Genomic DNA, 25,208 nt, shown 5'->3' with positions numbered 1-25,208 from the left:
GTGGCATAGGGATCAATTGCTTAAAATAGAGAAACACAGGCCGCATATGGCTCGAAACGCATTTTTCAGTTTTCACTTCGATCAGGACCATTGGCGCGCGTCGCAAGTACGCAACATGGGCGTTCTCGAAGGAAATTCGGAGCTGTCGGACAACGATTGGGAGACTGTAAAACGGGGCGGTGATGCTTCGATCCAGCGATGGATAGATGGGCAATTGGTGGGTCGCAGCTGCGTCATTGTGCTGGTAGGCGCCCAAACCGCTATGAGACAGTGGGTGATGTATGAAATCCGTAAAGGCTGGGAGCTGGGTAAAGGTATCGTAGGTATACGGATTCACGGCCTGCTGAACAGACAGTCGCAAACCTCGGCCGCCGGGCCAGATCCTTTTTCTTACATCACTATCCCGGGCGGCCGGCCGATGTCGTCTGTCACTAGTCTGTGGAATCCGGCCGGCGGGGATAGCAAGGCGATTTACGCGAATATTCGAGACAACATTGACGGCCTCGTCGCAACCGCCATTACGGCGAGAGCTAATTATAGAGATTAATCGCAAAGCTGATCGCACATTGAGGCTGATATTCGCTCTCCGTTTCACCCAGCAACGATGACCTATTTATTACGGAGATAGAATGAGCCTCTATGAAATAGCGATCATTGGCTCAGTGTCAGATGAAAAGAAAGGGACTTTGATTAGAACTATTTCTAACATGCTCTCCGACTTTGGGCTGGAGATGGGATCCGAAATCTTGCTTCATGATGGGCCCTCCTGCGCAAGCCGCAATCGGCACGTCTCCTTTGCGGCAGTATATTTCGGCGGATCTGAACACAGAGACATTGAAGCCGCACGGCAGATCGTATTTGAGAGCGCTCCAATCATTCCAACGATCGATGCCGATGCAGAATTCGCAGCATCTATTCCTAGCTTTCTACACGCTGCCAACGCGCTGCGTCGAAGGACGGACGATCCTGAGATGAAAGCACTGGCGGTCGCTTTGCTTGAGTGCCTGGGACTTCTTCGTGCACAGCGTCGAGTCTTCGTGAGTTACCGCCGTACCGAGTCGCGAAACGCTGCAATTCAATTGCACGATCTGATGAGGGCTCGAGGATTCGATGTCTTTCTCGATACCCATGACATTCGGCCAGGGAATCAATTTCAAGACATCCTGTGGCATCGCCTATGTGACTCGGACGTCATGGTCGTACTTGATACGCCTGCTTACTTCGAAAGTAAGTGGACCCGGCAGGAATTCAGTCGCGCACTCGCCAAGGAAATACACATCTTGAGGGTCATTTGGCCCGACCATTCTCCCAACCGCCTCACGGATATGGCTGAGACAACCTATCTGGACCATACGGATCTTCCAGACCCCGAAGGGCCGATTGCGGACGCCGCTGCTGAAGGAATCGTTCTTGCGGTCGAAAGCCTGAGGAGCCGCAGCATCGCGTCTCGATACATGTCCATCACCGGAAAGCTGGGTGCAGAGGTCAAAAAGATTGGAGCCGAGGTTAAGTTTATTGGGCCCCACAGAGCGATCAATATCCGTCTCAATGGTGGCGGGCTTGTTTGGGCTTATCCCATTGTCGGCGTGCCGACCGCCGATCTGCTAAATGACATTGAGGAAAAGGCGAAACGCGCTGGTCACGGGCCTGGTCCTGTCTTGGTTTATGACGACGTGGGCATCGGCGAACAGTGGAAGTCACACCTGAAATGGTTAGATGACAACATAAAGTCGGTTCAGGCCATGAGTGTGTCAGAAGCGGCGTGGATCCTTGCGGCACGGGAGGCGTAAAATCATGAATGCGATCTTTCTTTCCGCCGGAATGCCTGACCCAAAACGAGGGCCCGACTTCGCGAAAACAGCGGACACCGTCGCAATAACGGCGGCAGTGTCCGCACTCATTCATGTGACATTGGGCCGTCGGCCGTTGGTATGGGGCGGGCAACCCGCAATCACGCCGATGATTTGGGTTGTCGCCCAACGGCTGGGAGTGGACTACGGGCGGTGGGTGAAGCTTTATCAAACCCGTCATTTTGAAGAAGACTTTCCGGACGACAATGCTCGATTTCAGAACGTAGTTTATACAGCGGATATCGATCACGATCGCGAGAAGAGCCTGATGGAAATGCGAAGGTCGATGTTTGCCGACGAGCGCTACAGCGCTGCGGTCTTTATCGGGGGGATGCAAGGCATCATCGACGAGTTCAACCTTTTCCGACACCTTCAACCCAAAGCAAGAATGCTTCCCGTAGCGTCTACCGGAGGAGCCGTTCTGCAGCTAGTTGACGCCGTTCCGGGGTTCAAATCTGATCTTGCGAACGACATGGATTATGTCGCGTTGTTCCACCGTCATCTTGATATTTCTCCGAGGGAGAACCGTTACAACACCCCCGAAGAACAACCAAAAAACGTCAATGATCGATTTTTTAAGTCGCCGAACTCAAAGCCAAACACGCTGATGTCACCATGACGTTCTTGACGGAAGAATCGATGCGCCAACGTGCGCGGGAGTGGGTTCAAAGGGCAGGCCAGAGCGCAGACGAGTTGCTCAAAAGACAATCCACTCAATCGCTAACACGATATAACGTTTTCCTGTCGCAGACCGCCAGAGATGCCGAAATAGTCCTCGGAGTCTACAGTTTTCTCGTTGAAAAAGGCCTGACAGTCTTTTGCGATTGGATTACGGCGCGAAACGAGACGGGCGCGCAGGTTACACCAGCCAACGCGGAAACTATTCGCAGCGCGATGTCCGCTAGCGATACACTCCTTTTCATTGACACGGAACAGGCGGAGCAATCGCGATGGATGTGCTGGGAGCTTGGCTGGTTCGACGGCGGAAAAGGTTTGGTTGGAGTACTACCTGTATTACCAGAGGCGAAACGGAGCTATCGAGGACGAGAATTCCTCGGACTTTATCCGTACATTGAACTCAATGAAGTGGGTGAGCTGATGGTCGTTCGGCCGATCGTAACAAACAGCCGAGGAATAACCATCATCGAATCCCCAAACTCCACTGGCTTTGACCACTGGCGTGCGGGGCAATCGGTATCAATGCGACCTCGAAATTTCTAGCGCTTATGTTTCCCGAGCGTTGCTTAATGGAGAGATGCGATTTGTCCGGAATTTTTTCTTTGAGCGGAATTCCTGCGCCTACGAAACGGCGGGTATTCTTTTCGTTCCATTACAAGGATGTATTTCGTGTAAATGTCGTAAGAAAATCAGGCGAATTCGCGCAATCATCGTCGGATTCAGGAAGGCATATCGAAGGCTACTACGACAAAAGCTTGTGGGAGAAGAAGCGAACAGAGAGTGATGAGGCGTTGCGCAAGATGATTAGAGATGGTGTTCACAATACTTCAGCGGTTTGTGTGCTCATAGGTTCGGCCACATGGCAACGGCCGTGGGTGCGATACGAAATCGCTCGCAGCGTTATCGATGGAAAGGGACTATTGGGTGTCAATATAAATTCAATAAAACATCATGAGACTGGCGAAGTGAATAAATTAGGTGAAAACCCATGTCGCTATCTGGGGGTGGCAGCGCGGCAGAACGGTAGCTACTATTTATGTGAACGTCGCTCGGTTAGCGGAAAATATAAATGGGAATGGTACGGAAAGCACACAACGCCGATCGAGGTCCCAAAATACATGAAAAAACCTCGCCAAGGAGAGCCTCTTCGGCTGTCCGAGTTCGTGCGCCTGTACGACTGGAAGAATAATGGACATGCAAACATCGGGGCATGGATAGATCTTGCAGCGCAGGAAGCGGGTCGCTAACGCAAGGATTGTCGCAACATTAGAGAGCGAGCTACCTTGCCTGCACAAATGTAAGACAACATTTAGAATGACTATTGGCGAGGTTCATCAGTTCGGTGCTCGATCGCTGCTCGAACATACGTTGCTAACGTTAGACTGTTTTGATCGATGTCATTTAACCACACTACTTTGCCCCCGGCACCGCGCGCCGCGCGCAGAGGGCTGCTGCGCTTGTCCAATGTCAGGACGATCGAGTGAAACGACTTCGCTGCTAGCGAAATGTCGGCTTCGTGCTTTTGAAGCTTAGTAGGGCGTACTATCCCAGATGTTCCGTACTTCAGCATGAAATCGATTTCTTCGGGAGCGGCGAATCGCCCTTGATCGAATCCGCCAAACCGCTGCTCGTTGAGTGACTTGGTATCGTCAGCAAATCCGAAGATGGAATCTGTGCGGACGTTGCACCGTTGCATGGTCTTGCGAATGAAATCGTCTAGGTCGGGCTTGCCGACAGGTATCTCGAATTCCGCTTCGCGAGTATGCATGATGGCGAATTCAGGCGCGGGCAGTTCTACGGCTAGGTCAAGATGCCTCTCGTAAAGGAAATTCCAAACGTTTCCATCAATAAAGACGCCGATCATCAAAGACTCACTGTGGACGTCACCTCACCGATCGGGCTGCTGCTGGCTAACCCCAGTCTTGGACACTAAGCGGCAGCCAGTACCATAGAATTATCTCGGCTACGTTTGTTGTCAATCACACGGTGCATCGAGTTATGCTGACCCACCATGAGAGTGGTAAATTCTCTGAGATCACCGATGTTATCGGATTATCCCGGTTTGAATCCCAACGCTTGGCATTGCTCGAACCATGCCAGCGGTAAGGTCTTTGGGATCCGGACCAAGGATAGGTTCGACGGCTGATCGCCATTCAAAATGTCTGCTGTGATGTTTGGTGCGAGAAATGCATAGCGCAGTTCCTGCCGCACTGCCTTTGGATGCAGTTTGACCGAGGCGGCTAGCGCTTCGACAGTGTCAAATTTGTTGTTCTTTAGAGCGCGCAACCATGCATGGCCTCGGACAATGACCTGAACCAGTTTTGCGTCGGGCTGGCCTTCGCTGCCTGCTTCAATGACAGTTGCAGAACCCGGTCGGCGCACCTGCCAAGGAATTGTGAACTGGCTGGATCGAAGCTTCGCTGCTGGAGATGTGGTGATTTTGATGGCACGGCTGCTTAGCTCGGCACGCGCAACATAGATACCGATAATATCCGCATCCAACATGGCCTTATCGATCTTCAAACGTTCGCGCAGAGCGCTCATCACGGTCTGTTCGATGTTGGTTGCCGAGACGCGCGCGACCGATCCGGCTTGGGTTTTGCGGCCACGCAGGATTGCGGAGCTGACATAGAAGCGATAGCGGGCGCCGTTCTTCGACGAAAAGCTTGGGCTCATTGCGTTGCCGCGATCATCGAACAGTTTGCCCATCAGCAGTGCTCCGCTTTCGGATCGTTTAATTTTCCTTTTGTTGGTGCCGGCCGCGAGCAGTTCTTGAACCTTGTTGAAGGTTTTTCGGTCGATTATTGCTTTGTGCTCGCCCGGATACCATTTGCCGCCGTGACCGGTTTCGCCGATGTAAATTCTGTTTTTCAAGAAATGGGCGAGGGGACCATAGGTGAATGGGATGCCGCCATTGAATTTCTTGACCTTGGTGTTTCGCCGCTTGGTGACGATGCCGCGCTTATCGAGATCCGCAACCAGGCGGCCGAATGATTGCAACTCAATGTAACGCCGAAAAATAATGCGGACAGTTTCTGCCTCGGTCGAGTTTATGACGAGCTTTTTTTCACGTGCGTCATAACCGAGCGGGACTGTCCCGCCGGTCCATTTCCCCTTGCGGCGCGAGGCGGCGACCTTGTCCCGGACACGCTCGGAGGAGAGTTCGCGTTCGAATTGAGCGAAGGACAGCAGGACGTTCAAGGTTAGCCGGCCCATCGAAGTGGTGGTGTTGAACTGCTGCGTCACGGCGACAAAAGAAATCGATCTTGCATCGAACGCTTCGACCAGTTTGGCGAAATCGGCCAGTGAACGGGTGAGGCGGTCAATCTTGTAGACCACGACGACATCGACCTTGCCTGCGTCGATATCCTTCAGAAGTTGTTTGAGGGCAGGACGCTCGAGGTTGCCGCCGGAGAATGCCGGATCATCGTAAGGCTGCGGCAGCACCTTCCAGCCGAGTGATGCCTGGCTCTTTATATATGCCTCGCAAGCCTCCCGTTGGGCATCGAGCGAGTTGAATTCCAATTCCAGCCCATGTTCGGTCGATTTGCGGGTGTAGATGGCGCAGCGCAGGGGTTTGGAGACGCTACTTGCCATCTGCCGCTTCCCTCGAAGGCTTCGACCGCAGGCCGAAAAACCGCGGGCCATTCCAATTGCTACCGGCAATGAGGGATGCGATCTCGGAGAGGGATGCATAGGTCTTGCCGTCATAGGCAAAACCGTCGGGCCGGACCACGACGCGGTAAGTCTTTCCCTTCCACGTCCGGACTAGCTCCGAGCCCGGTTTGATCCGGCGCGGCAACTCCAGCTTCCCGGTTGGCTTGGCGGCCATGGCTTTCACAAGCTGATCGAGCAGGCGCTTGGTCGAGCCGGACAACCCGCCATAGGCCTTTTCTTGAATCCGCTGGGCGATGCTCCGGCGTAGCAGGTCCGGACCGAACGCCTTTGGCGGATCTGTTCGAAGCACCTCCCGGTAATATTTGCGCAGTTCGACGATGGGAGCTGTCGCCAGCCGATCCAGTTCGGCTTCCACCGTGGGATCAACTGGCTTCATGGAGGAGGGCGCTTGGATCATTTCGCAGACGCCGTCTTGCCGATCCGATAGACGCGCTCGTCGCCGACCTTCTCCGAGGTCAGGTTCAGCTTGAGCTTCTTGCGCACTACGCCCGCAAAGAAACCCCGCACCGAATGTTGCTGCCAATCGGTTGCCTTCATGATGGCGGCGATGGTGGTGCCGGACGGCGCACGGAGCATCTCGAGGACCTTGTCCTGCTTGGACACGGCCACGTTCGGCGTCTTCTCCATGACCGGCTTCTTCGGCGCGACAGGCAGCTGAGCCTTCGAGGCCGGTTTCGTCGGTCGCTTTGATGACGGTGAGGATTTACGCCCGGTCTTGCGAGAGGGCTTTCGATTGCTGATGGGCATTTCGGTTCTCCTGCGTGCACGACGGCATCCTGTGCCGCCACTGCCGCAAGCCCGTCGGTTGCCGACGGGCAGAGAACCTTACGGTTGGAAGAGATCCTTAGTCGCTCGACAACCGGTTCAGGAGGGAAGCTGCATCCTGCAAGCGGCCGGTCTCATAGAAAATCTGTTCGAGATCCATCGAAACTCTGACGCCCTCGGCGACACTGCCGGCCAGCGCGCAGGCTTCCGCGGCCTTGGCAATCCGCGCGGCCTCGCCAAGGCGAATGCCGATCTCGGTGAGGATAAGCCCGATTGCCTGTTCTGTAACTTTGCGATCCATCATTCTGCCTCCGATTTGCGGCGACAGTGACGCTCCACGTGCGGGGGAAGTCGAGCGGAAACGCAGCAATCTTATGGCTCTTATCGGCCAGTCCGGATCACGTTGTGATCAAAAAAAGAAGCCCGAAGCTGCACGGCTTATTTAGTCGGACGCTTTGAGGCGGCTTTGGGCGAGCCCTTTCCGCCAACGTAGTCTTTGAACAGCTTCACAGGATCGGCGCCAAGAGCGCGCGCAATGGCCGTGAATTCGATGACATCAAGACGGCGCTCCCCGTTCTCATACTTCGCAACAAAGGATTGAGGCCGCCCAAGTTTCTTGGCCAAGGCCTGCTGGCGAACGTCCGCCGATTTCCGCACTGCGACAAGCAGGTCGATCAGGCGGGCATATTCCGCGGATTTGAGGGTCTTCTGCATGCGCCGCCAAGGCCGTGAATCGGCGGCACACAATTTGATCCCAGAAACGGATTATCCCAAAACTGGATATTTTTGAGAAAGCACGCTATGGCTGCGAGAGCCGGTCCGATGAGGCTGGTGGAAGGGAAAGGCAGCCGATGCGTGTTGTTGAAGGCACTTTAATTATTGCAATAGGGGCGGTGGCAATTACGAATTCAGCATTTTCTCAAGCAGCCTATAAACCTCAATGGCAAAAGGTCGAAGCAGACAATGGCGCTGTTTATCAAGTCGACCTGAATTCAATTTCGCACTTCAATAACGGGACCGCCGAGTCCGTTGTCTATGCCGTAGAGGGACCAGGCTACAATCCGGAGAACATGCGTCGTTTCTGGTTTGATTGCCAGGGAAAGTATCGGGATTCCACTGGTCCCGGAATTGGTCCAACGAGCTATGCTCCGCCGCGATCAATCATCGGCCGAATAAGTCAGATCGCATGCGCGGGTGCAAAGGAGACTCGATTTCAGGATTCATCTTCTCCCCAGCCGAAACCCACGCCAGCTCAGTATTGCGTTGGATTCTCTCCGGCAAGTTGCGCCAGGATCACCGCGGCCGTGGAAGCCAAGCCCAAGCCGGATTATTGCAGGCCGGGATTTGGGCTTGTCGGAAGCGGGCTATCGTCCGAACAGCTTCGCATCTGTTATGTGATCAGCAGCGAGGAGGTCCGTACCCGAAATGACTCGTCGAGTCAGATGTCCGGTGGTGAGCCTGCGGCGCGTTCCTACAACATGACGCTGACGGCTACAAAAGGCGAGTTCCCCACTATCGTAGGTCACACAGATCTTCCTGACGGCACAAAGCTGCTTGTGTCGATAACGAAGCCTCGCCTGCCTAATGCACGCGAATTGCTCTCGTCCGGCCGACCCATGTGTGAGGATGACTGCCTTCCAGCCGCCGGCCCAAAAGGCGAAGTTCTCGGTGTCGCCACAACTGCGTTGGCTGGCGCTTTCTCAGCCGGACCATTTTCGTGGGCGGGGAAGCCGTTCCGCCCAGGGACATTCGAGGTTGAAATATTCCTGGTGTCTCTGCCCGGCGAGCAACCTCGAAGTCCGCAAGATTATGAGAAACAGATGGACCGGATGAAGAAGCCGGTTCTGACCAGTTCCGTGGTCGTTTCTCCATAGGAGTGATCGCGGCAATGGGTGCACGATGCAATTCTACCTGCTCGCACACAGAGCGTTTGAGTTAGTTGGTAAATAGTCCTTCTGCTATGAGCGCATAGTAGCCAAACGGGCGACCTGCCAATTTACACTAACTCCAGCGCCGCCGTTTGCCATACGGCGTAGGTATTTTCGACTTGGCAACAATGACCTTCCACTCGTCCGGTGAGATGTAACTCATCCACGGGATATTTTTGTCGAGGAGCGCTTGGCTAACCGAGTCGCATTGGTCGTCATGTTTGACGCCGGGGAATGCGAAGAGTTCGGATTCGAAATCAGCCAACCATGGCGCGCGCTCGGGGAGCAGGGCTTGGCCAGCTTCAAATTTTGCTGACGCAACTGCCATCCGGCTAACCTTGTCCCCATCGGGCCTGACGCCGATGATCCCCGGAACTCTTGCACGTAATTCTTGAACCAGCATCGTTCCGGCGCCGGCATCCTCTATTAGGACGCGTCGGGCGCCCCATTTCTTCGCCTGGGCCTCGACAGTTGCCTTGAGGGCGGGGTAATCGACGCGTCCGCGCCAGACATCCACCAGAAACCAGCGCATTTTGCTGGCCAAGATCCAAGTGGTGCAAACCGACCAATCATTTTGCGGGCCTCCTTTATTAGCTGTGTCCCAGCTCTGCAGGATCATCAGGCGTTCAGACATGGGAGGCAGCTCCTTGTACCGAACAATCCAGTGACGCTTGATCATCGCGCCTCCCGGGGGGACGGGCAGCTGCTGATACTGCGCGGAGAAAGCATCGCTCCCGATTTGCATTTTCAGCGCTTCCAGGACATGGAGCGGCTCGCGTTCGGGGGACAAGACTTCGCCAGCTTTTCGAAAGTGAAGCTCGCCGTTCCAACCCTGGATTGTCTCGTCGTGCTCTGCGATAGCGGGCAGGTTAAGAATTTCCCACTCGTCCGATTGCTCGGTCAAGAATCCGGTCAGGTCGTCCATGTGGACCCGCTGCATGACGATTACGATCGCGCCGGTGCGCTTGTCGTCTAGCCGGGAGAGCAGCGTGTTCGTGAACCACTGGTTCGCGCCGTTGCGTTTGGCTTCAGAAAACGCATCGTCCGGCTTGAGAGGGTCATCAATGACGATAATGTCGCCGCCGCGGCCCGTGAGCGTACCGCCGACGGAGGCAGCCAATCGGAATCCTCTAGCAGTCAGTTCGATTTCGATTTCATTGTTTTTGAAAGCTCCCACGCGCGTTCCTGGAAACACGGCTCGATACCATTTCGACTCCAGTACCGCGCGAAAGTCATTCGAGTGCTTCTTGGCCAACTCGCCCGAATAGCTCGCGCAGATGATGCGACGAGAGGGATTATGCCCCAGTACATAGGCAGGAAAGGCTACTGACGACATGATGGACTTGAGGGATCTCGGCGGCATATTGATGATCAAGCGCCTGCATTCGCCCCGCCGTACGCGTTCCAGGCGATCTGCTATCGCATCCAGATGCCAGCTGTGGATAAAGGTTTGTCCGGGTGTGAGTGTCAGAAATACCTTGTGCACGAACGCTCTAAAATCTGCACGCAAGAGCGCGTTCAGTATGCGGCCATCACCTGTCATTTGCGGCTGTCTCCTGTTTTTGCTTTTCGAGAATGAGTCGAACCAGCGGCTGGTGTTTTCAGAAAACTGGCGAGAATCGCTTTGTCTTCTTCCAAAATCTCATCGAGCTTGATCGTTGCTTCCCCTGAACCACCGTATCGGTCATACAGCGAGAGCATCAGCTTGAGCGCGACGGGCTCGCTTCGCATGGCGTCGTTGGCAAGTCGTCTGAGCATGACTTCCAAGGCAGGGAGCCGACGCGTCTTGCCGTTCTCAGTGACAGCAATCCGCTGGCCTAAAACGTCCTGGAGCACCGCGCCGATCGGCCGGCTCCCCTTGGGCCGTCCTTTCGGGTTACCGCTCTGCCCCTTTTTGAACTGCGTCGCCTTTGGGGGACGACCGTAGCCGACGGCGTCGTCGGATGGCTTGCGTTTGCGACTAGCCATGGCTGTTCACCCGCTCTTGAGACGGCGTGGATGTTTCGACGGAGGCTTTCGAGCGGGCTTCTTCGATTTCCTCAAATGTGCGCCCGTCACCCTCCAAGATCGCTTCGAGCTTTGTCATGCTCTGCCAACGTCGAATGACGACATCGACGTAGCGAGGATCGAGCTCGATCCCATAGCCAACACGACCAACTTTCTCAGCCGCGAGGAAGATCGTGCCGGATCCCGCGAATTGGTCCAGAACAGCATCGCCACGCGCAGTGCAGTCGAGTAGGGCGTCCGCAACCATCGCGGTCGGCTTGACCGTCGGATGCATCGCGAGAGCCGCCAGACGATGACGTCCGAATGTGTTGACCCCTGGATAACTCCACACGTTCGATCGATTACGACCGAAACTCCCCAACTCGATGTTGTTTTTGTGAGGATTTTCGCCGACACGAAATATCCCGACGAGTTCATGCTGCGATCGATAAAACGAGCCCTGACCAGCGTTCGATTTATTCCAGACCGCTAAGTTCAGCATCGCTCCAAAAATCTTGCGCCCCACAGCGATGAGGTCCTCGACATGGCGCCAATCCATGCAAACAAAATGAACTGCGCCGGGTTTGGAGACGCGGATTCCGTTTCCTAATGTTCGAGTTAGAAATTTCCGAAATTGATCAGAGCTCATTTCGCCTGAGGCAAAAGCAAACTCCTGATGCTGAATTCGCCCGCGGCCGCCAATGGAGCTTACTCGAACGTTGTACGGTGGATCGCAGAAGACAGCGTTCGCTAACGTTCCCTCGAGGAGGCGATTGAACGAGGCAGTCTTTTGAGCGTCGCCGCAGAGTAAGCGGTGCCTTCCCAACTGCCACAGATCACCCTCCTGGGTGACTGGCCGCTTGGGGAGGGGCACCAGCATGCTTTCCTCTGCAGCGCTGGCATTGCCCATGTCCGCGAGCAATAAATCAACCTCGGGTGTCGCGAATCCGGTTACGGATACATCCAACCCTTCGACGGGCAGGAGATCTGTCAGCTCACTCAATTCAATCGCTAAGAGTTCGCGGTTCCAGCCGGCTTCTTCCGCGATTTTGTTGTCGGCGATCAAATAGGCGCGCTTCTGTAACGGTGTCAGATGACCGAAACACACGACCGGGACGTGGGTGAGGCCCCCAATCTGAGCTGCTTCCAGCCTCCCATGCCCGGCAAGCACGGTGTTGTTTTCATCGACAATAATAGGATTCAGAAATCCAAACTTGCGAATGCTCGACGCGATCTTCCTGATCTGTTTCTTCGAATGGACGCGAGGATTTCGGGGATTGCGAGCTAAAGTAGCAATTGGAACTGTGCGAGACTGCACAAAGACGCTCGCATTGTCGTTTTTCATTGAGGCCTCCATGGCGTTCTTTGCCAAGAGGAGGTCAGACGCTAAAAAATGTCCAAGGTACTAATTGCCATCGAAACCATAACTTCAGGACTAGTCGAGCGTTTTTGTTCCCTTTCGAGCCTTCAGCCTTCGACGAGCAGGCTTCGGATCAAAATGAGGGTCGTCAAATTCCCGCCGCGTAGCCATTGTAAGTGGGTCGGTAAAGTCACCTACGACATCATCGTAAGTATATGCGCGCAGTTCGATTTTTTCCTTCGTTTGCTCCATGAAAAATTCATGTGCTGCCGAAGCGGCAGTAATCTTCGGTCCGCGACGAATAGACAGCGTTCGGGACGCTAAAGCAGCGATTTCAGAAATGCGCTTCAGGCCATTTTTGTTGCCGTCCACCACATCCTTAAGAAGTCCAAGAAACTCGAACTCATTTAAGCCCGCACTTTCGAATATGGTCTCGATAACCGATGTCTCTTCGGAAATGCTGAGAATAATCTTGGCTCGGGCCAATACGGAGTCGGAGTGGCGACCGGACTTTGCCAGAAACCTTATCGCATCAGCGGCAGGCTTTATCGAATAGCTTTCCTTAGCCATTCGCCTGCCATGCCTGATGGCAATATGCGCAATACCGCGAGCGGCGATCTGATTGAAGTTTTCCTCAACCAAGAGTGGTTCATAACCCGAAGAAGGAGGGAGGTATTGGGTGCGCATAAGCAACATACCCACCATTCCGAAAAAGCCGAGGAGAGGCTCCATTGCGTTTTCAAGTTTTTCGCGGACGTGCGGCTGGTCCAGCTGTTGCTGGACGTACTCCGCGATGAACTCGTTGATGGTGGGCACGGCGCGCGCCTCTGGTTTCGCAATTCATCAGTACCTGAATTAGGTGCAAGGAAAAACAGTTTTGTACTAGGCAGATCGGGTGGCGAGATTCGCGTAATGACCGTTACGGAATAAGACACCTGGCTCCACGAAGCTGTTCTGCACACTAACTCAGAATGTCCGCAGTTGGTGTGAAAGCGAACCTTGTCGACGCTGAGCACCAATTCCGCTCATGACCCAACTCGGAAGTCGCGCGCCTGTCCGAGGGGAGCAAAAAGCTTCAAATGACCCTTCCAGTTGAGCCGCCACGCGGGCATGACGGGCAGTCGTTGGCGTGGTGGCGGGACATCTAAATTTCCGTAACGGAAAGCGGGGTGGGGCGTTGTCGGTCGGCAGAAGCTTCGATCGCCTTCGCGCGCCCGAGCGACGTCGGATGCACCTCGCCGGTGCGCGCGCCTAGATCCGGCTCAAGAAAAACGTCTCCAGTTTGCCTTTGCCCTTCACGTCAATGCTGCCGCGCGGCTCCAGCGCAAAGGAACCGACGAGGTGGCGGGCGGTATCCTGGGACACATGGATTCGATTGGGCAGAGAATAGTCCTCGAGCCGGCTGGCGACATTTACAGTATCGCCCCACACGTCGTAGATGAAGCGGTGCGTGCCGATGATGCCGGCAACCACGGGACCGGAATGTATGCCGATCCGGATTTGCAAGGGCCAGCCGAAATGGCCGTTGACGTGACCTAGCCGATCGATCATGCCAAGCGCCATTCTCGCGATCACTGCGAATGGATCGGGGTTCGGATCGGGCAAGCCGGCGACGGCCATGTAGGCATCGCCGATGGTCTTGATCTTCTCGACACCGTGCTCGCGGGCAAGCGCATCGAACTCCGAGAACAGCCGGTTCAAATACTCGACCATCGCTGCAGGTGTGACCCTTGCCGAGTGCTCGGTGAAGCTGACCAGATCGGCGAACGGAACGCTCACACCCTCGAAGTGGTCGGCGATCACGGCTTCGCCTTGGTTCAGGCGGCCAATCACCTGTCCTGGCAGGATGGTCAACAGCAGCGCTCGAACTTGGCGGTCTCGTCCTCGATGCGGCGAAGGTACTTCTGCTCGCGGTCGCGCCAGCGCTTCTTGTGCAAGCAAGCATTGATCCGCGCGCGCAGCAGGATCGGATCGAACGGCTTCGGCAGATATCGCCCGGACTGCGTCTGCTACCTGCCGGCCCTGTGCCATCAGCACATCAACCTGCCGCAGCTTCGCAACGATCTCTTCAGCCGTATTCCTTTTCCTTGCCATCGATCCTATCCTCCATCCGAAAATCATACTTCAGGGAGGACCACTTCAAAGGGGGTAGATCATTGTTCGCGACGCGCAGCGACGACACGGGCCAAATGACCATATGGTAGCCCATGTCCTTGAACTCCTGCGCGGTGAAGAATGGCGTCTTGCTGAACTCTGTCATGTTCGCCGGCAACGGCACACCGGGCTTCCGCTTTCGAAGCGGAGCGATGGCGCTACGACATCGAATTGCTGGGGCTGGTCCGAAGTAGATGACGGAACTTCAGAGTACGCGACGGGCCGTTGAGCAGCTTCAGGACCTGTTCGTCAGTCAGTCCGATTTGGTACGCGCTTCCGTTCTAGCGCTGGCATCAGAAATCGCACGAAGTTACACGATAGTGTTTCTGGTAAAATCCTCAATGTAATCCAGCAACTTATCTGATGCTGCCGCTGCTGATTTCGCATTTCCTCTGCAAATTTGTTCAGCCAAATTCGCGTGCAGCACAGCAGTATCAACCAAGCTTGCATGTCTTCTATGGTATTTTATCCAAAATCGCCTCGACAGGCCGTGCAGTAACGCCATGGATTTAGCAGCAAACTCATTTTGGGAAGCCTCATATTCCAGCTCGGTCAGCCGATTGTCCCAGCGACTAAATAATGTTTCATCGGTATCCTCGGTAAGCTGGCGCAGATTCGAGCCGATGTGAGCGAATTCCTTCCTCTGTTCTGGACTGGCGCGTTCGGCGGACAGTCGAGCAAGCAAACGTTCAGTCTCCCGTCTCATTTCCAGAAGACTAAGCTGCTTGTGAACGTTCAATTCGCTGACCAGAACCCCCCTTCGTGGAAGAATGAGAACCAAACCTTCGCGTTCCAGACGGCGCAAGGCTTCACGTATCGGTGTTCTGCCCATGCCCAACTGGCTGGCAAGAGTTTGTTCGGAGAGTGCGGCTCCCGGCTGCAATCGCAGAGTAACGATCATCTCCTCCAAAGCGCGATAGGCGTGGTCGGCCAAACTGATGTTTGGATCATCTTCGTCGGCTGCGAACGGCTTTTGTCGTTTTTGAACATGATGTTTGCGAAGCATCAGACCGGGGCTCTCTCGATTTGGACGGATCAATATGATTACACATAGCTGACATTTGTCCGATCGCAACGACGCAAATGACCTCTCAGCTTGAGCGGTGGAGATGGCCACTGCAACAGACTTGACAAGCGGCAGGCCCCGGGATTATGTTGCCGACAACTGAAATTTCAGACGTCGGCAAATGGGGTTATGATCCTGAATTGTCGGCTAAAAGAGAGGAAGGGTCATGGAACTGCAGAAATCAGCCATGTCCGATAGGCAACGCGCGTTCCGTGCGACCTATCGTCATCAAATCGCAACTTGGTACAACGGCTGGCTTCACGTCGCGGTGATTTTTGTCTCCGGCCTCGCCGTTGTTTACGTCTGCGCGGCGAATTTGCGTGACGTTGCGTGGTGGGAGTGGGGCGCCATTCCTGTTGTTTTCCTGGCGTACCAGTTCGGAGAATATTGGGCCCACCGTGTATGGCTTCATCGGCCTGCGCAGAATGGGGCGCTTCGTGAACTCTACAAGCGCCATACTCTGCAGCATCATCAGTTCTTCACTGACCATGAGATGCGATTTGCTGACCACATGGACTGGCGTGTCACTTTCTTCCCGCCGTTCACAATGGCCACCATGCTTCTCTTGGCTCTGCCTAGCGCGGTGATTTGCGGTCTGCTGCTCTCGCCGAATGTTGGTTGGCTTCTCATGGCAAGCGTGATTGGTAGTTACATGTGGTACGAGTTTGTTCATTTCTGCTGCCACGTCGAAGACAATTGGTTCCTGATCAACTGTCCGATCGTCAACACCGCGCGCAGGCATCACAAAGCCCATCACGACCACTCCATCATGATGGAAGTCAATATGGGCATCGGAACTCCGATTTTCGATTGGGTTTACGGCACGTCCGATCTCGATCGCGGCTTCTTCGGGCACGTCTTCAATGGAAATAGCTGGAAGCACGTAAAATCGGGCCTGCGAAAAACAGCAAAAACACCGACGCTAAAATTGCAGCGCTTGGCGGAGAGCCAGTGAGCTTGCCTGTCGTGCTTTGAGTAAATTGCAAGTTGGGAGCAACGTTGATGGAAGCTGCGCTTTCGATTGCCCGTACAGTGGAGCCGGATCTCGTGTCGCTGGGATGGTTCTCCATTCTTTGGCTAGCCTGTTGTCTAAGCGGGCTGACAATTTCCGGCATGCTGCCCTTAGGTGTGCGAGCAAACAATCTCTCGACCCCGAGCGGAACTGGCCTGGTGGTCGTGAACATCTTCTTGCTCTTCTTACTACTCGCAGGAACGGCTTTGTTTGCTGCGCTTACCCTTCGCGTGTCGAGCATCATTCTTATGGCAAGTTGGATATTCCTCTTTGTGCCGGCCATCCTTGATGTGTTTCCCGAGCGTTGGATCGACAGCCGCGGTGGATTGACGGTCTTGCTCTGCGTTCAAGCAGTCGCGCTGGTGATGCTTTGTCGATCCTCTTCTGTCGTAGCTACGCTGTCGATGATTTGAGCGAGGAATAAGATCATGATGGCCAAAATAAAGTCTGTGATTTCGATTCTTGTTCTCGCTGTTGCTTGCGGTATCGCAGCTTACGACTATCGCATCGGACTAATTGCACCGGCTTTGGTATCCGTGGGGGTTGGCCTGTTCGTGGTTTTTGCCATTTGGGTCTTTCCCGATGTCAAACCGAAAAGTCAGGTCAACAAATAGGAACGTTGCGTTAGTGAGAAAACGCGTTACGGCGTCACCGAGAAATAGGAACTTCTAATGAAGCTGACGGGCAAGACTTTTCTTATTTCCGGCGCGGCGAGCGGCCTTGGTGAGAGCGCCGCCCGCCTTATGGCGCGCAAAGGAGCTAACATTGTTATCGGCGACATACTCGATGAAGACGCTTCGCGAGTTGCTCAGTCGATCATTTCTGATGGTGGATCTGCGTCGGTCTTTCATCTCGATGTTTGCAATGAACCGGATTGGATCGGTGCGGCGAATTTCGCTGTATCCAGCTATGGCAGGCTCGACGGGCTTGTTAGCAATGCGGGGATCAGCGGGATGATTCCGGATGTCATGGATACGGAATATTTTGATCGTCTCCTTGCGATCCATGCTCGTGGAACGTTCCTTGGCATCAAACATTCAGCACCGGCCATTGCCCAGGCTGGCGGTGGATCAATCGTTGCCGTCTCATCCATCGCGGGAAAGGTTGGCGCGGATTACGTCCACATGGGATACAATGCGGCAAAGGCGGCAATACTTCTTCTCGTGAAGTCAGCATCGGGATACTACGCGAAGGATAACATCCGCTCGAACGCGGTTATTCCCGGGTGGATGCCGCCGATGCGCACATCTGTTGCATCTGCCGACCCGGAGTTGCGTCCAAAGCTTCTGAAGTCGGTCCCGTTAGGGCGCACTGGTCTCTTTCCCGAAGTCGCTGAAGCCATCGCTTTCCTGTCATCCGATGAAGCTTCGTACATTAACGGCGTCGAACTTCCGGTGGATGGCGGGTTTCTGGCATATCGAGCATTTTCATGACGGTTGTGAGCGGTTGTCGCGATAGGTGCGTGTATGTGCGGCCTGTGCTCGATACCCGTGCAAAGGCTTGAAGGGCAAGGACATGAGTATTTTCAAGGGAACGAGATCGATTGACGGAGTGCGCGTGACGGTCGATGGGCAGCCGCTGGATCACGTTCTCCATATCAGGACTTATGGCAGCGGCTTCTTTGAATGGAGTTACGAAGGCGATGAGCCAATGCAATTGTCTTTGGCAATACTGAACGAATATTACGGCGATCAACAGAAGGCGTTGTCGATGACCGAGAGGTTCATGAAAGAGATCGTCGCGAATTTCGACAACGACTGGGTGATGACAAGCGAGGACATTCGAACTGCATTGTTGCAGATGCATCCTATTTCAACCGATGCTTCGGTACGTTGATATGTGCGAAAGCTGGGGTGGTCGTTCACGTCTTGGCTGCAAAATCGTCTCGCGCCTGCCTATCGCAGTGCAAGGGAAGCATTGGGGCGTCGAGCACCGGCACGGTGGATAAGAACAGGCTCGCAATCACCTCGATGGACATGCGGCAAAAATACCGGGATCGCACGCCGGTAGTGCAGAAACGATAAGATTGGACAAGCTTTCAAAATATGACTGCAAGAGCGCGAAAAGCGCCGCGACGGTCAACGGGGGATATCAATTGTCGGATTTTTCTAAGCCAGACTCTGCAGGCTTGAACGTCAGCCATTTGTCGCTTGCGTTCGGCGGGCTGAAGGCGCTGTCGGATGTTGCCTTCTCTGTAGCGCCGGGCGCGATCACGGCGGTGATCGGGCCGAATGGCGCCGGCAAGACATCGCTATTCAACTGCATATCTGGCTTTTACAAACCTTCGGAAGGCAAGATTGAATTCGGCGGCGAAGACATTACTCGGCTGCATCCGCCGGCGCGGGCCAAGATGGGCCTGGCACGCACGTTCCAGAACATCGCGCTGTTTCGCGGCATGACGGTGCTGGACAACATCAAGCTCGGCCGTCACGCGCACATGCAGACGAACGTGTTCGATGCGCTGTGGTACTTCGGTCGCGCCAGGCATGAGGAGCTTGAACTGCGTTCCGAGCTCGAGCGGCGCGTGCTTGATTTCCTCGAGATGGAGTACATCCGCGATCATCCCGTCGCGTCGCTATCCTATGGCTTGCGCAAGCGCGTCGAACTTGCTCGCGCGCTTGCGATGCAGCCGCGCGTGCTGATGCTCGATGAGCCGGTGGCGGGCATGAATCGCGAAGAGACAGAAGATATGGCGCGTTTCATCCTCGACGCGAAGGAGGAGTGGGGGGTGACCGTCCTGATGGTCGAACATGACATGGGCCTCGTGATGGATATCTCGGACCACGTTGTCGTGCTGAATTTCGGTCAGGTGATCGCGGCCGGAAAACCCGCGGAGATTCAGAACAACCCGGACGTGATCACGGCCTATCTCGGGTCCGGCGATGTCGGAGAATTGTCGCGGCGTATCGCTTGCAAGAAGGCAGTATGATGGACTGGCTCTTTCTCATCGAGGTTGTTCTGTCGGGTCTGGGATCAGGTGCGTTGTTTGCCCTGACAGGCATCGCCTTTGTGCTGATCTACAAAGCGACGAAGGTGATCAATCTCGCTGTCGGCGAGATGTTGATGCTGTGCGCCTATTTCTTCTTCGGTCTGACCACCGCGCTGGTCCTACCTGTGTGGCTCGCGATTATACTGACCGTGATCGGTGGCGGTGTTCTTGGCGGCGTGGTGGAGCGGGCGCTCATACGGCCGATGCTTGGTGAAAGTCCGATCTCGGTGTTTATGGTGACGGTCGGTTTGAGCTCGGTGTTGATTGGCTTTGTTGAACTCGTCTGGGGTGGAGATCCCAGAACACTGCCTAATTTCCTCCCGACAAAACCAGTGTTCATTGGCGATGCTTATGTATCGCCGAAGATAGCGGTATGCTTCGTCGTCGCTTCGTTGCTCATAGCTGGTTTTCTCTTGGTCTTTCGCAAATGGCGCGGCGGCGTGGCGCTGCGCGCCACCGCTGCTGATCAGGGGGCAGCGTTTTCATGCGGCATCAACGTTCCAGCGGTGTTCTCGATTTCGTGGATTGTCGCGGGGATGGCGACGGCTGTATCGGGGATCCTCATTGGCTCGGTCGGTGGTATCTCGCCGAGCATGGGCGTGTTCGGATTAACGGTTCTCGTCGCGGTAATTGTTGGCGGGCTCGACTCGATTGCCGGGGTGCTTGTGGCTGGCCTGGCGATCGGTGTCATTGAAGCGCTCGTCGGTACGTATCTTGGCGGCGAATTCAAGCTCTTCGTCACTTTTGTTACTCTTATCATTGCCATGATGATCCGGCCCTACGGATTGTTTGGCACAATCGAGATCGAGCGACTCTGATGCGTATAAGCGCCGCCCACGAAACTTATGCCCAGGCAGAGTCGTTTTTGGATACCAATGTGCAGCGCGTGATGCTGCTGTTGCTGTTCGCAGGGCTGGTGGTGTTTCCGTTCTTGGCTGACCAGTACTGGATTTATCTTGCGTGTCTCGTCGCAATCCATATCGTCGGTACAACTGGTCTCAACATTCTCACAGGCTATACCGGACTCATAAGCGTGGGCCAAGCGGCCTTCATGTCGGTCGGAGCCTATACGGTCGCGATCCTCGAGATCCATGTAGGTACGCCCTTTATCTTCAATTTGATTGCAGCTGGAGTAGTCGCCGCGGGTGTCGGCGCGATCTTCGGGGTCCCAAGCCTTCGCGTAAAAGGCCTTTACCTGGCTATTGCGACCATCGCGGCATCATTCATTCTGCATTTCCTATACACGAACGGACCGTCGATCCTTGGAGGTACGCAGGGGCTCAGCATGCCGCCGGCGCGGTTGTTCGAATACGATTTCGTGCGTCCGTTCCAGTTGTACTGGCTGTTCGTGCCACTGACCGCACTATCGGTGTTCGCCGCAGCCAACCTGTTCCGGACCCGTATCGGCCGCGCCTTCATTGCGATCCGCGACCGCGATATTTCCGCTGAAGTGCTGGGAATTCCTCTGCTGAAATACAAGCTGCTTTCCTTTGCGCTCTCGTCCTTTTACGCCGGTATTGCTGGCGGGATGTGGGCCTATTTCTTTCGCGTGGTTACGCCGGAAAGCTTTCCGTTGATCTATTCGATATTCTTCCTCGCCGCCGTCATCGTCGGCGGCATGGGCACGATCCTTGGCGGCATCCTTGGTGCGATCTTCATGACCGTGATCCCGGAGCTTCTCAAGCTCTTGGTTTCATACATGACCTTCATTCCGAACGCGACAGCACAGCTGTCGCCAATTCGCACAATCGTTTTCGGCTTGCTCATCGTTGTGTTTCTGTTGTTTGAACCGCAGGGCCTCGCCGAGACCTGGCGCCGCATACGGCGCTTCTTCCATCTATGGCCGTTCAAAAAGTAGTATGTAGGGAGAAAATAATGAGTATTTTTCCAACGCGCCGGAAATTGATGTCGTATGCAGCCGCCGGCTGTCTTGCTCTCGGAATCCAAACGTCGGCACGCGCTGCCGATGATATTGTCATCGGCGCATCGATGCCCCTGACCGGCGCATTCGGCTTCGCAGGTATTCCGATCAATGTCGGGTTTCAGGATTATGTGAAGATCGCTAACGACGCTGGCGGCATCGGGGGGCGCAAGATTAAATATATTTCGGAAGACACTGGATACGCGGTCGACAAATCCATCGCTGCGTTCAACCGCATCACCGCCAGCGAGAAGGTGAATCTCTACTATGGCGATTCCACGGGGTTTTCCAAGACCATCAACGCCGAACTCAATCGCCGTGACAATATCCTTATGGCCGGCACATCTTTCGCGACTGAGTTGAACGATACGAAGAATTTTCCGTATCAGTTCATCCCTGGCCCCGATTATTCACAAATGATCGGTATTCTCTTGGAATATATCGCCAAAACGACGCCCGGCGCCAAAATTGTTCTCGTCAACTCAGATACCGAATTCGGTCGGGATCCTATTGCGGCGACAGAGAAGCGGGCGGCGGAATTGGGTCTAAAAATTGTCGGTAAGATAGCAACACCGCCGACCAGCGTCGATGTGTCGACCGAAGTCTTAAAGCTGCGCCGGGCGGATCCCGACTACACGATCTTTCACGGCTATGTTCTTGCGCCGTTGCCGGAATTCATGACGCAGATGAAGCAACTGGGCCTTAAGAGCAAGTTCATGGGCACGTTCTGGTCGATGGACAATTCCATCTGGGCCAATTCTGCTGCGGTCGCCGACGGCTACATGGGTGTGATGCCATATCGCTATTATTTCGACACGGAAGGAAAGTCGCCGACACTCGACAAAATCCGGCAGCTCCGCCCCGAGTATCAGACGATATACTATACCCAGGGTTTTCTCACCGCGATGCTGATGGTCGAAGCCGCAAAGCGTACACTAGATGCCAAGAAGGATCTCACCGCGACCAACATGAAGACCGCGTTGAATTCGATCAAGGACTTCGATACCGGCGGCATCATCGGCGTACCAATCTCGATCTCTGGTAACACCATTCCTGTCGGTCGCGTCTATCAGTACGACGGCGCGAACAAAACCATGAAGCCGGTCTCCGACTGGATCAAGATTGCAAAGTGACGATAATGGACGCGGATGCGCTTCTCTCAGTAAATAATATCGAGGTCGTTTATAACAAGACGATCCAGGTGCTCCGCGGCCTGTCGCTGAAGATCGACAAGGGAGCGGTGGTCGCGTTGCTTGGCTCCAACGGAGCTGGCAAATCGACCACGCTCAAAGCTGTCTCCAATCTTCTTGAACTGGAAGGCGGCAACGTCACGACCGGCGAGATCCTGTTTAAGGGCGATGCCGTCTCGCGTCTCGCCCCGCATCAATTGGTGCAGAGTGGGCTGTTTCATGTGATGGAAGGACGCCGAGTTTTCGAAGACCTGACGGTCGAGGAGAATCTTACTGCGGCGACCTACGCAATGTCAGGGCGCAGCGACGCGAAGACTCCTTTCGATCTCGTCTACACTTATTTTCCGCGTTTGTTCGAGCGGCGAACCGGGCGCGCCGGTTACCTATCCGGCGGCGAGCAACAGATGCTGGCCATCGGCCGCGCGCTAATCGCTCAACCAGAACTCATGCTGCTCGATGAACCGTCGCTCGGCCTGTCGCCGAAACTGGTGGAGGAAATTTTCACGATCATCGCTCGCATCAACCGCGAGCAGGGCGTCTCGATGCTTTTGGTCGAGCAGAATGCGGCCGTCGCCTTCGCTGTCTCGACCTACGGGTACATCATGGAGTCGGGAAGGATCGTAACAGACGGCCCCACGGCGCAGCTTCTGCGCGATCAGGACGTTCGAGAATTTTATCTCGGCGTTGGGGCGGCGAACGCGGAGACCAAGGGCTTTCGCGGTATCAAACACTACAAGCGCCGCAAGCGCTGGCTGTCCTAGGATTGTGAACGAGGATCGAATGAGCGACAGGTTTCCCCAACTGACGCTGCCGCAAATGCTGCGCGAGAACGCGCGCCGCTATCCGGAGCGCGTGGCGATCCGTCAAAAGGAGTTCGGGATCTGGAATCCTTCGACCTGGCAGCGCTATTACCAGCGGGCTTGCCATGTCGGCCTCGGCTTTCGCGCGCTCGGCCTCAACGAGGGCGGTCACGTCGCCATTCTGTCCGAGAACCGGATCGAATGGGTGCTGGCGCAACTTGGCGCAAACATCGTCGATGGGATCGCGGTCGGTGTTTATCCGACCAGCCCGTCGAACGAAGTTGCTTATGTGCTGGCGCATTCCGAATCCGAGGTCATCGTCTGCGAGGATCAGGAGCAGGTCGACAAGGTTCTGGAGCGCCGCGATGAACTGCCAAAGTTGCGGCGGATCATCGTCATTGAGACCAAGGGCATCAGGGACTATCCGCCCGATCAGGTGATGTCGTTCGATGCGCTCGAAGCGCTGGGGGCCGATTTCGAAGCCGGCCACGCAGCTTTGGTCGATGGAATTGTTGATCGGCAACAACTCTCGCAGATCGGACTGATCATCTACACGTCCGGCTCCACCGGGAAGCCCAAGGGCGCGATGCTGAGCTACAAGAACATTCGGGCGCAGGCGATCGGTTGCGCCGATCGGCTGGCTGTCGACCAATCCGCAAGCGTTCTGTCATACTTGCCGCTGTGTCATGTCGCCGAGCAGATGACGACAGTGATGGTCCCGACGTATCTGGCCTCGCTGGTCAACTTCGGAGAGTCAATTCGGACCGTGCAGGAGGATCTGCGAGAGGTTGCGCCGAGCATGTTCCTCGGTGTGCCGCGCATCTGGGAAAAGCTGCATTCGTCGATCCATATCAAGCTGCTGGAGGCGGGGAGTATCCGGCGCGCGATGTTCGAGCGGGCCTATGCTGCTTGCGAGCCCTTTGCGGAGAAGAACGCGGCCGACCGAACGTTGTCTGAAAAGCTCAAGTTTGCGCTGTCGTACTGGCTGATCTTCCGCGCGCTGCAGAACTTCATCGGGCTGCGAAAGACCCGCATTGCCATGACCGGTGCCGCGCCGATCTCACCTGCGATCGTGCATTTCTTCCGCGCCATCGGCGTGCCACTGATCGAGGTCTACGGTTTGACGGAAAGTTCGGGCATCGCGCTGGGGCAGGTGCTGTCGGACCGGCGAGTGGGGACCGTGGGCAGCGGCATTGATCGGATGGACACAAAGCTCGGACAGTCGAACGAGTTGCTCATTCGCGGCGATACGGTGTTTGAAGGTTACTATCGCAACGAAGAAGCGACCCGCATGTCGATCCGCGATGGATGGCTGCACACCGGAGATGTCGCGGAATTCAAGGATGGCCATTTCCGTATCGTGGATAGGCTCAAGGATATCATGATTACGGCGGGCGGAAAGAATCTGAGTCCGTCGGAAATCGAGAACACGGTGAAGTCCAGCCCGTTCATCAAGGAGTGCATCGTTATTGGTGAGGCGCGCAAGTATGTCTCAGCGCTGATCCAGATCGACTATGATCTCGCCGGGAAGTGGGCCGAGGAAAAAGGCATCGCCTATACGAATTTCAAGAATCTCACCGAAAACGAAAGCTTGCGCGATCTGATCCAGTCGGAGATCAACACTGCCAATGCGCAGCTTGCGCAAGTATCGCAGATCCGGAAGTTTCATCTGCTGACGAAGGAACTGGATCATGACGATGACGAAGTCACAGCGACAATGAAGGTTCGTCGCTTCAATGTTCAGAAGAAGTACGCTTCAGAGATCGAGGGTCTCTATAGCCGACATGGTTCATGAACGGCCTCAACCTTCCATAGCTCGGCTCATTCGGCG

29 protein-coding genes and 1 pseudogene are annotated in these 25,208 nt (G+C 55.1%); 17 read left to right on the top strand and 13 right to left on the bottom strand.

All coding sequences use genetic code 11. The features are described from left to right. Positions 1 to 46: 46 nt before the first annotated feature. The 5 genes from HNQ36_RS17600 to HNQ36_RS17580 all read left to right on the top strand — a co-directional run bounded on the left by HNQ36_RS17600 (position 47) and on the right by HNQ36_RS17580 (position 3,775). Positions 47 to 547, top strand: a complete 501-nt coding sequence (locus HNQ36_RS17600) for a TIR domain-containing protein (RefSeq protein WP_024577356.1) — start codon at positions 47 to 49, stop codon at positions 545 to 547. 82 nt (positions 548 to 629) lie between these two features. Then, positions 630 to 1,790 (top strand): Thoeris type III anti-phage system protein ThcB4, encoded by a 1,161-nt coding sequence (gene thcB4 / locus HNQ36_RS17595; RefSeq protein ID WP_024577355.1) that lies wholly within the window; start codon positions 630 to 632, stop codon positions 1,788 to 1,790. Positions 1,791 to 1,794: 4 nt separating this feature from the next. Beyond that, complete coding sequence (gene thcA / locus HNQ36_RS17590) at positions 1,795 to 2,469, top strand: Thoeris type III anti-phage system protein ThcA (protein WP_024577354.1); 675 nt, start codon at positions 1,795 to 1,797, stop codon at positions 2,467 to 2,469. Next, entirely contained in the window at positions 2,466 to 3,071 is a 606-nt protein-coding gene (locus HNQ36_RS17585) for a toll/interleukin-1 receptor domain-containing protein (protein ID WP_024578195.1), read from the top strand. The genes thcA and HNQ36_RS17585 overlap by 4 nt, the downstream gene beginning before the upstream one ends. Before the next feature lie 41 nt (positions 3,072 to 3,112). Further along, positions 3,113 to 3,775: a TIR domain-containing protein gene (locus HNQ36_RS17580; protein ID WP_184087189.1), complete on the top strand. Its 663-nt coding sequence runs from the start codon at positions 3,113 to 3,115 to the stop codon at positions 3,773 to 3,775. A 71-nt stretch (positions 3,776 to 3,846) separates the two neighbouring features. Here HNQ36_RS17580 and HNQ36_RS17575 read toward each other — a convergent pair whose 3' ends face one another. From HNQ36_RS17575 to HNQ36_RS17550, 6 genes are all read right to left on the bottom strand, one after another. Next, entirely contained in the window at positions 3,847 to 4,392 is a 546-nt protein-coding gene (locus tag HNQ36_RS17575; RefSeq protein ID WP_024577352.1) for a hypothetical protein, read from the bottom strand. Between the two features lie 188 nt (positions 4,393 to 4,580). Then, positions 4,581 to 6,125: a recombinase family protein gene (locus HNQ36_RS17570; protein WP_024577351.1), complete on the bottom strand. Its 1,545-nt coding sequence runs from the start codon at positions 6,123 to 6,125 to the stop codon at positions 4,581 to 4,583. Then, complete coding sequence (locus tag HNQ36_RS17565; protein ID WP_024577350.1) at positions 6,115 to 6,603, bottom strand: DUF2924 domain-containing protein; 489 nt, start codon at positions 6,601 to 6,603, stop codon at positions 6,115 to 6,117. Before HNQ36_RS17565 ends, HNQ36_RS17570 begins: the two co-directional genes overlap by 11 nt. Next, positions 6,600 to 6,953: a DUF3489 domain-containing protein gene (locus tag HNQ36_RS17560; RefSeq protein ID WP_024577349.1), complete on the bottom strand. Its 354-nt coding sequence runs from the start codon at positions 6,951 to 6,953 to the stop codon at positions 6,600 to 6,602. The genes HNQ36_RS17565 and HNQ36_RS17560 overlap by 4 nt, the downstream gene beginning before the upstream one ends. Positions 6,954 to 7,050: 97 nt before the next feature. Next, a complete protein-coding gene (locus tag HNQ36_RS17555) occupies positions 7,051 to 7,272 on the bottom strand; it encodes a hypothetical protein (RefSeq protein WP_024577348.1) in 222 nt (73 codons plus the stop codon). 137 nt (positions 7,273 to 7,409) lie between these two features. Further along, positions 7,410 to 7,685 (bottom strand): helix-turn-helix domain-containing protein, encoded by a 276-nt coding sequence (locus tag HNQ36_RS17550; RefSeq protein ID WP_024577347.1) that lies wholly within the window; start codon positions 7,683 to 7,685, stop codon positions 7,410 to 7,412. Positions 7,686 to 7,822: 137 nt separating this feature from the next. Between HNQ36_RS17550 and HNQ36_RS17545 the strand changes: the two genes are divergently transcribed. Next, positions 7,823 to 8,845 (top strand): hypothetical protein, encoded by a 1,023-nt coding sequence (locus HNQ36_RS17545; protein ID WP_152527724.1) that lies wholly within the window; start codon positions 7,823 to 7,825, stop codon positions 8,843 to 8,845. A gap of 127 nt (positions 8,846 to 8,972) precedes the next feature. Here HNQ36_RS17545 and terL read toward each other — a convergent pair whose 3' ends face one another. From terL to HNQ36_RS17510, 7 genes and pseudogenes are all read right to left on the bottom strand, one after another. Further along, entirely contained in the window at positions 8,973 to 10,442 is a 1,470-nt protein-coding gene (gene terL, locus HNQ36_RS17540; RefSeq protein WP_024577346.1) for a phage terminase large subunit, read from the bottom strand. Continuing rightward, positions 10,439 to 10,867: a DUF5681 domain-containing protein gene (locus HNQ36_RS17535; RefSeq protein WP_024577345.1), complete on the bottom strand. Its 429-nt coding sequence runs from the start codon at positions 10,865 to 10,867 to the stop codon at positions 10,439 to 10,441. Before HNQ36_RS17535 ends, terL begins: the two co-directional genes overlap by 4 nt. Further along, entirely contained in the window at positions 10,860 to 12,230 is a 1,371-nt protein-coding gene (locus tag HNQ36_RS17530) for a site-specific DNA-methyltransferase (RefSeq protein ID WP_029659996.1), read from the bottom strand. Before HNQ36_RS17530 ends, HNQ36_RS17535 begins: the two co-directional genes overlap by 8 nt. A 90-nt stretch (positions 12,231 to 12,320) precedes the next feature. Further along, positions 12,321 to 13,061 carry a hypothetical protein gene (locus HNQ36_RS17525; protein ID WP_024577343.1) on the bottom strand — a complete coding sequence of 247 codons (741 nt, stop codon included), beginning with the start codon at positions 13,059 to 13,061 and terminating at the stop codon, positions 12,321 to 12,323. Between the two features lie 435 nt (positions 13,062 to 13,496). Then, the gene (locus HNQ36_RS17520) at positions 13,497 to 14,186 is read right to left on the bottom strand and encodes an adenylate/guanylate cyclase domain-containing protein (RefSeq protein ID WP_244432965.1); all 690 of its coding nucleotides are present in this window, start codon (positions 14,184 to 14,186) and stop codon (positions 13,497 to 13,499) included. Positions 14,187 to 14,403: 217 nt separating this feature from the next. Next, positions 14,404 to 14,538, bottom strand: a pseudogene (locus HNQ36_RS17515) (methylisocitrate lyase); the annotation flags it as partial. 171 nt (positions 14,539 to 14,709) lie between these two features. Then, positions 14,710 to 15,405, bottom strand: coding sequence for a GntR family transcriptional regulator (locus tag HNQ36_RS17510; RefSeq protein WP_081710854.1), 696 nt, complete (start codon positions 15,403 to 15,405; stop codon positions 14,710 to 14,712). Positions 15,406 to 15,631: 226 nt separating this feature from the next. Between HNQ36_RS17510 and HNQ36_RS17505 the strand changes: the two genes are divergently transcribed. The 11 genes from HNQ36_RS17505 to HNQ36_RS17455 all read left to right on the top strand — a co-directional run bounded on the left by HNQ36_RS17505 (position 15,632) and on the right by HNQ36_RS17455 (position 25,172). After that, complete coding sequence (locus HNQ36_RS17505) at positions 15,632 to 16,420, top strand: sterol desaturase family protein (protein WP_024577340.1); 789 nt, start codon at positions 15,632 to 15,634, stop codon at positions 16,418 to 16,420. 47 nt (positions 16,421 to 16,467) lie between these two features. Continuing rightward, entirely contained in the window at positions 16,468 to 16,890 is a 423-nt protein-coding gene (locus tag HNQ36_RS17500) for a hypothetical protein (RefSeq protein ID WP_006019205.1), read from the top strand. 15 nt (positions 16,891 to 16,905) lie between these two features. Beyond that, positions 16,906 to 17,091 carry a hypothetical protein gene (locus HNQ36_RS17495; RefSeq protein ID WP_006019206.1) on the top strand — a complete coding sequence of 62 codons (186 nt, stop codon included), beginning with the start codon at positions 16,906 to 16,908 and terminating at the stop codon, positions 17,089 to 17,091. Between the two features lie 57 nt (positions 17,092 to 17,148). Then, entirely contained in the window at positions 17,149 to 17,910 is a 762-nt protein-coding gene (locus tag HNQ36_RS17490; RefSeq protein ID WP_024577339.1) for an SDR family NAD(P)-dependent oxidoreductase, read from the top strand. Positions 17,911 to 17,992: 82 nt separating this feature from the next. Beyond that, complete coding sequence (locus tag HNQ36_RS17485) at positions 17,993 to 18,313, top strand: DUF6166 domain-containing protein (RefSeq protein WP_024577338.1); 321 nt, start codon at positions 17,993 to 17,995, stop codon at positions 18,311 to 18,313. Between the two features lie 259 nt (positions 18,314 to 18,572). Further along, positions 18,573 to 19,406, top strand: coding sequence for an ABC transporter ATP-binding protein (locus tag HNQ36_RS17480; protein ID WP_024577337.1), 834 nt, complete (start codon positions 18,573 to 18,575; stop codon positions 19,404 to 19,406). After that, positions 19,406 to 20,284, top strand: a complete 879-nt coding sequence (locus HNQ36_RS17475; protein ID WP_024577336.1) for a branched-chain amino acid ABC transporter permease — start codon at positions 19,406 to 19,408, stop codon at positions 20,282 to 20,284. The genes HNQ36_RS17480 and HNQ36_RS17475 overlap by 1 nt, the downstream gene beginning before the upstream one ends. Then, positions 20,284 to 21,324, top strand: coding sequence for a branched-chain amino acid ABC transporter permease (locus tag HNQ36_RS17470; protein ID WP_006019211.1), 1,041 nt, complete (start codon positions 20,284 to 20,286; stop codon positions 21,322 to 21,324). The genes HNQ36_RS17475 and HNQ36_RS17470 overlap by 1 nt, the downstream gene beginning before the upstream one ends. A gap of 17 nt (positions 21,325 to 21,341) precedes the next feature. After that, positions 21,342 to 22,520 (top strand): ABC transporter substrate-binding protein, encoded by a 1,179-nt coding sequence (locus HNQ36_RS17465; protein ID WP_024577335.1) that lies wholly within the window; start codon positions 21,342 to 21,344, stop codon positions 22,518 to 22,520. A 5-nt stretch (positions 22,521 to 22,525) separates the two neighbouring features. After that, a complete protein-coding gene (locus HNQ36_RS17460; protein WP_024577334.1) occupies positions 22,526 to 23,338 on the top strand; it encodes an ABC transporter ATP-binding protein in 813 nt (270 codons plus the stop codon). A gap of 19 nt (positions 23,339 to 23,357) precedes the next feature. Then, positions 23,358 to 25,172 carry an AMP-dependent synthetase/ligase gene (locus HNQ36_RS17455; RefSeq protein ID WP_024577333.1) on the top strand — a complete coding sequence of 605 codons (1,815 nt, stop codon included), beginning with the start codon at positions 23,358 to 23,360 and terminating at the stop codon, positions 25,170 to 25,172. Positions 25,173 to 25,208: the final 36 nt, after the last annotated feature.

Source organism: Afipia massiliensis, from assembly GCF_014203115.1.
Taxonomy (GTDB): domain Bacteria; phylum Pseudomonadota; class Alphaproteobacteria; order Rhizobiales; family Xanthobacteraceae; genus Afipia; species Afipia massiliensis.
The sequence above is the reverse complement of the archived record's forward strand: the minus strand, read 5'-3'. Positions and strand labels throughout refer to the sequence as shown.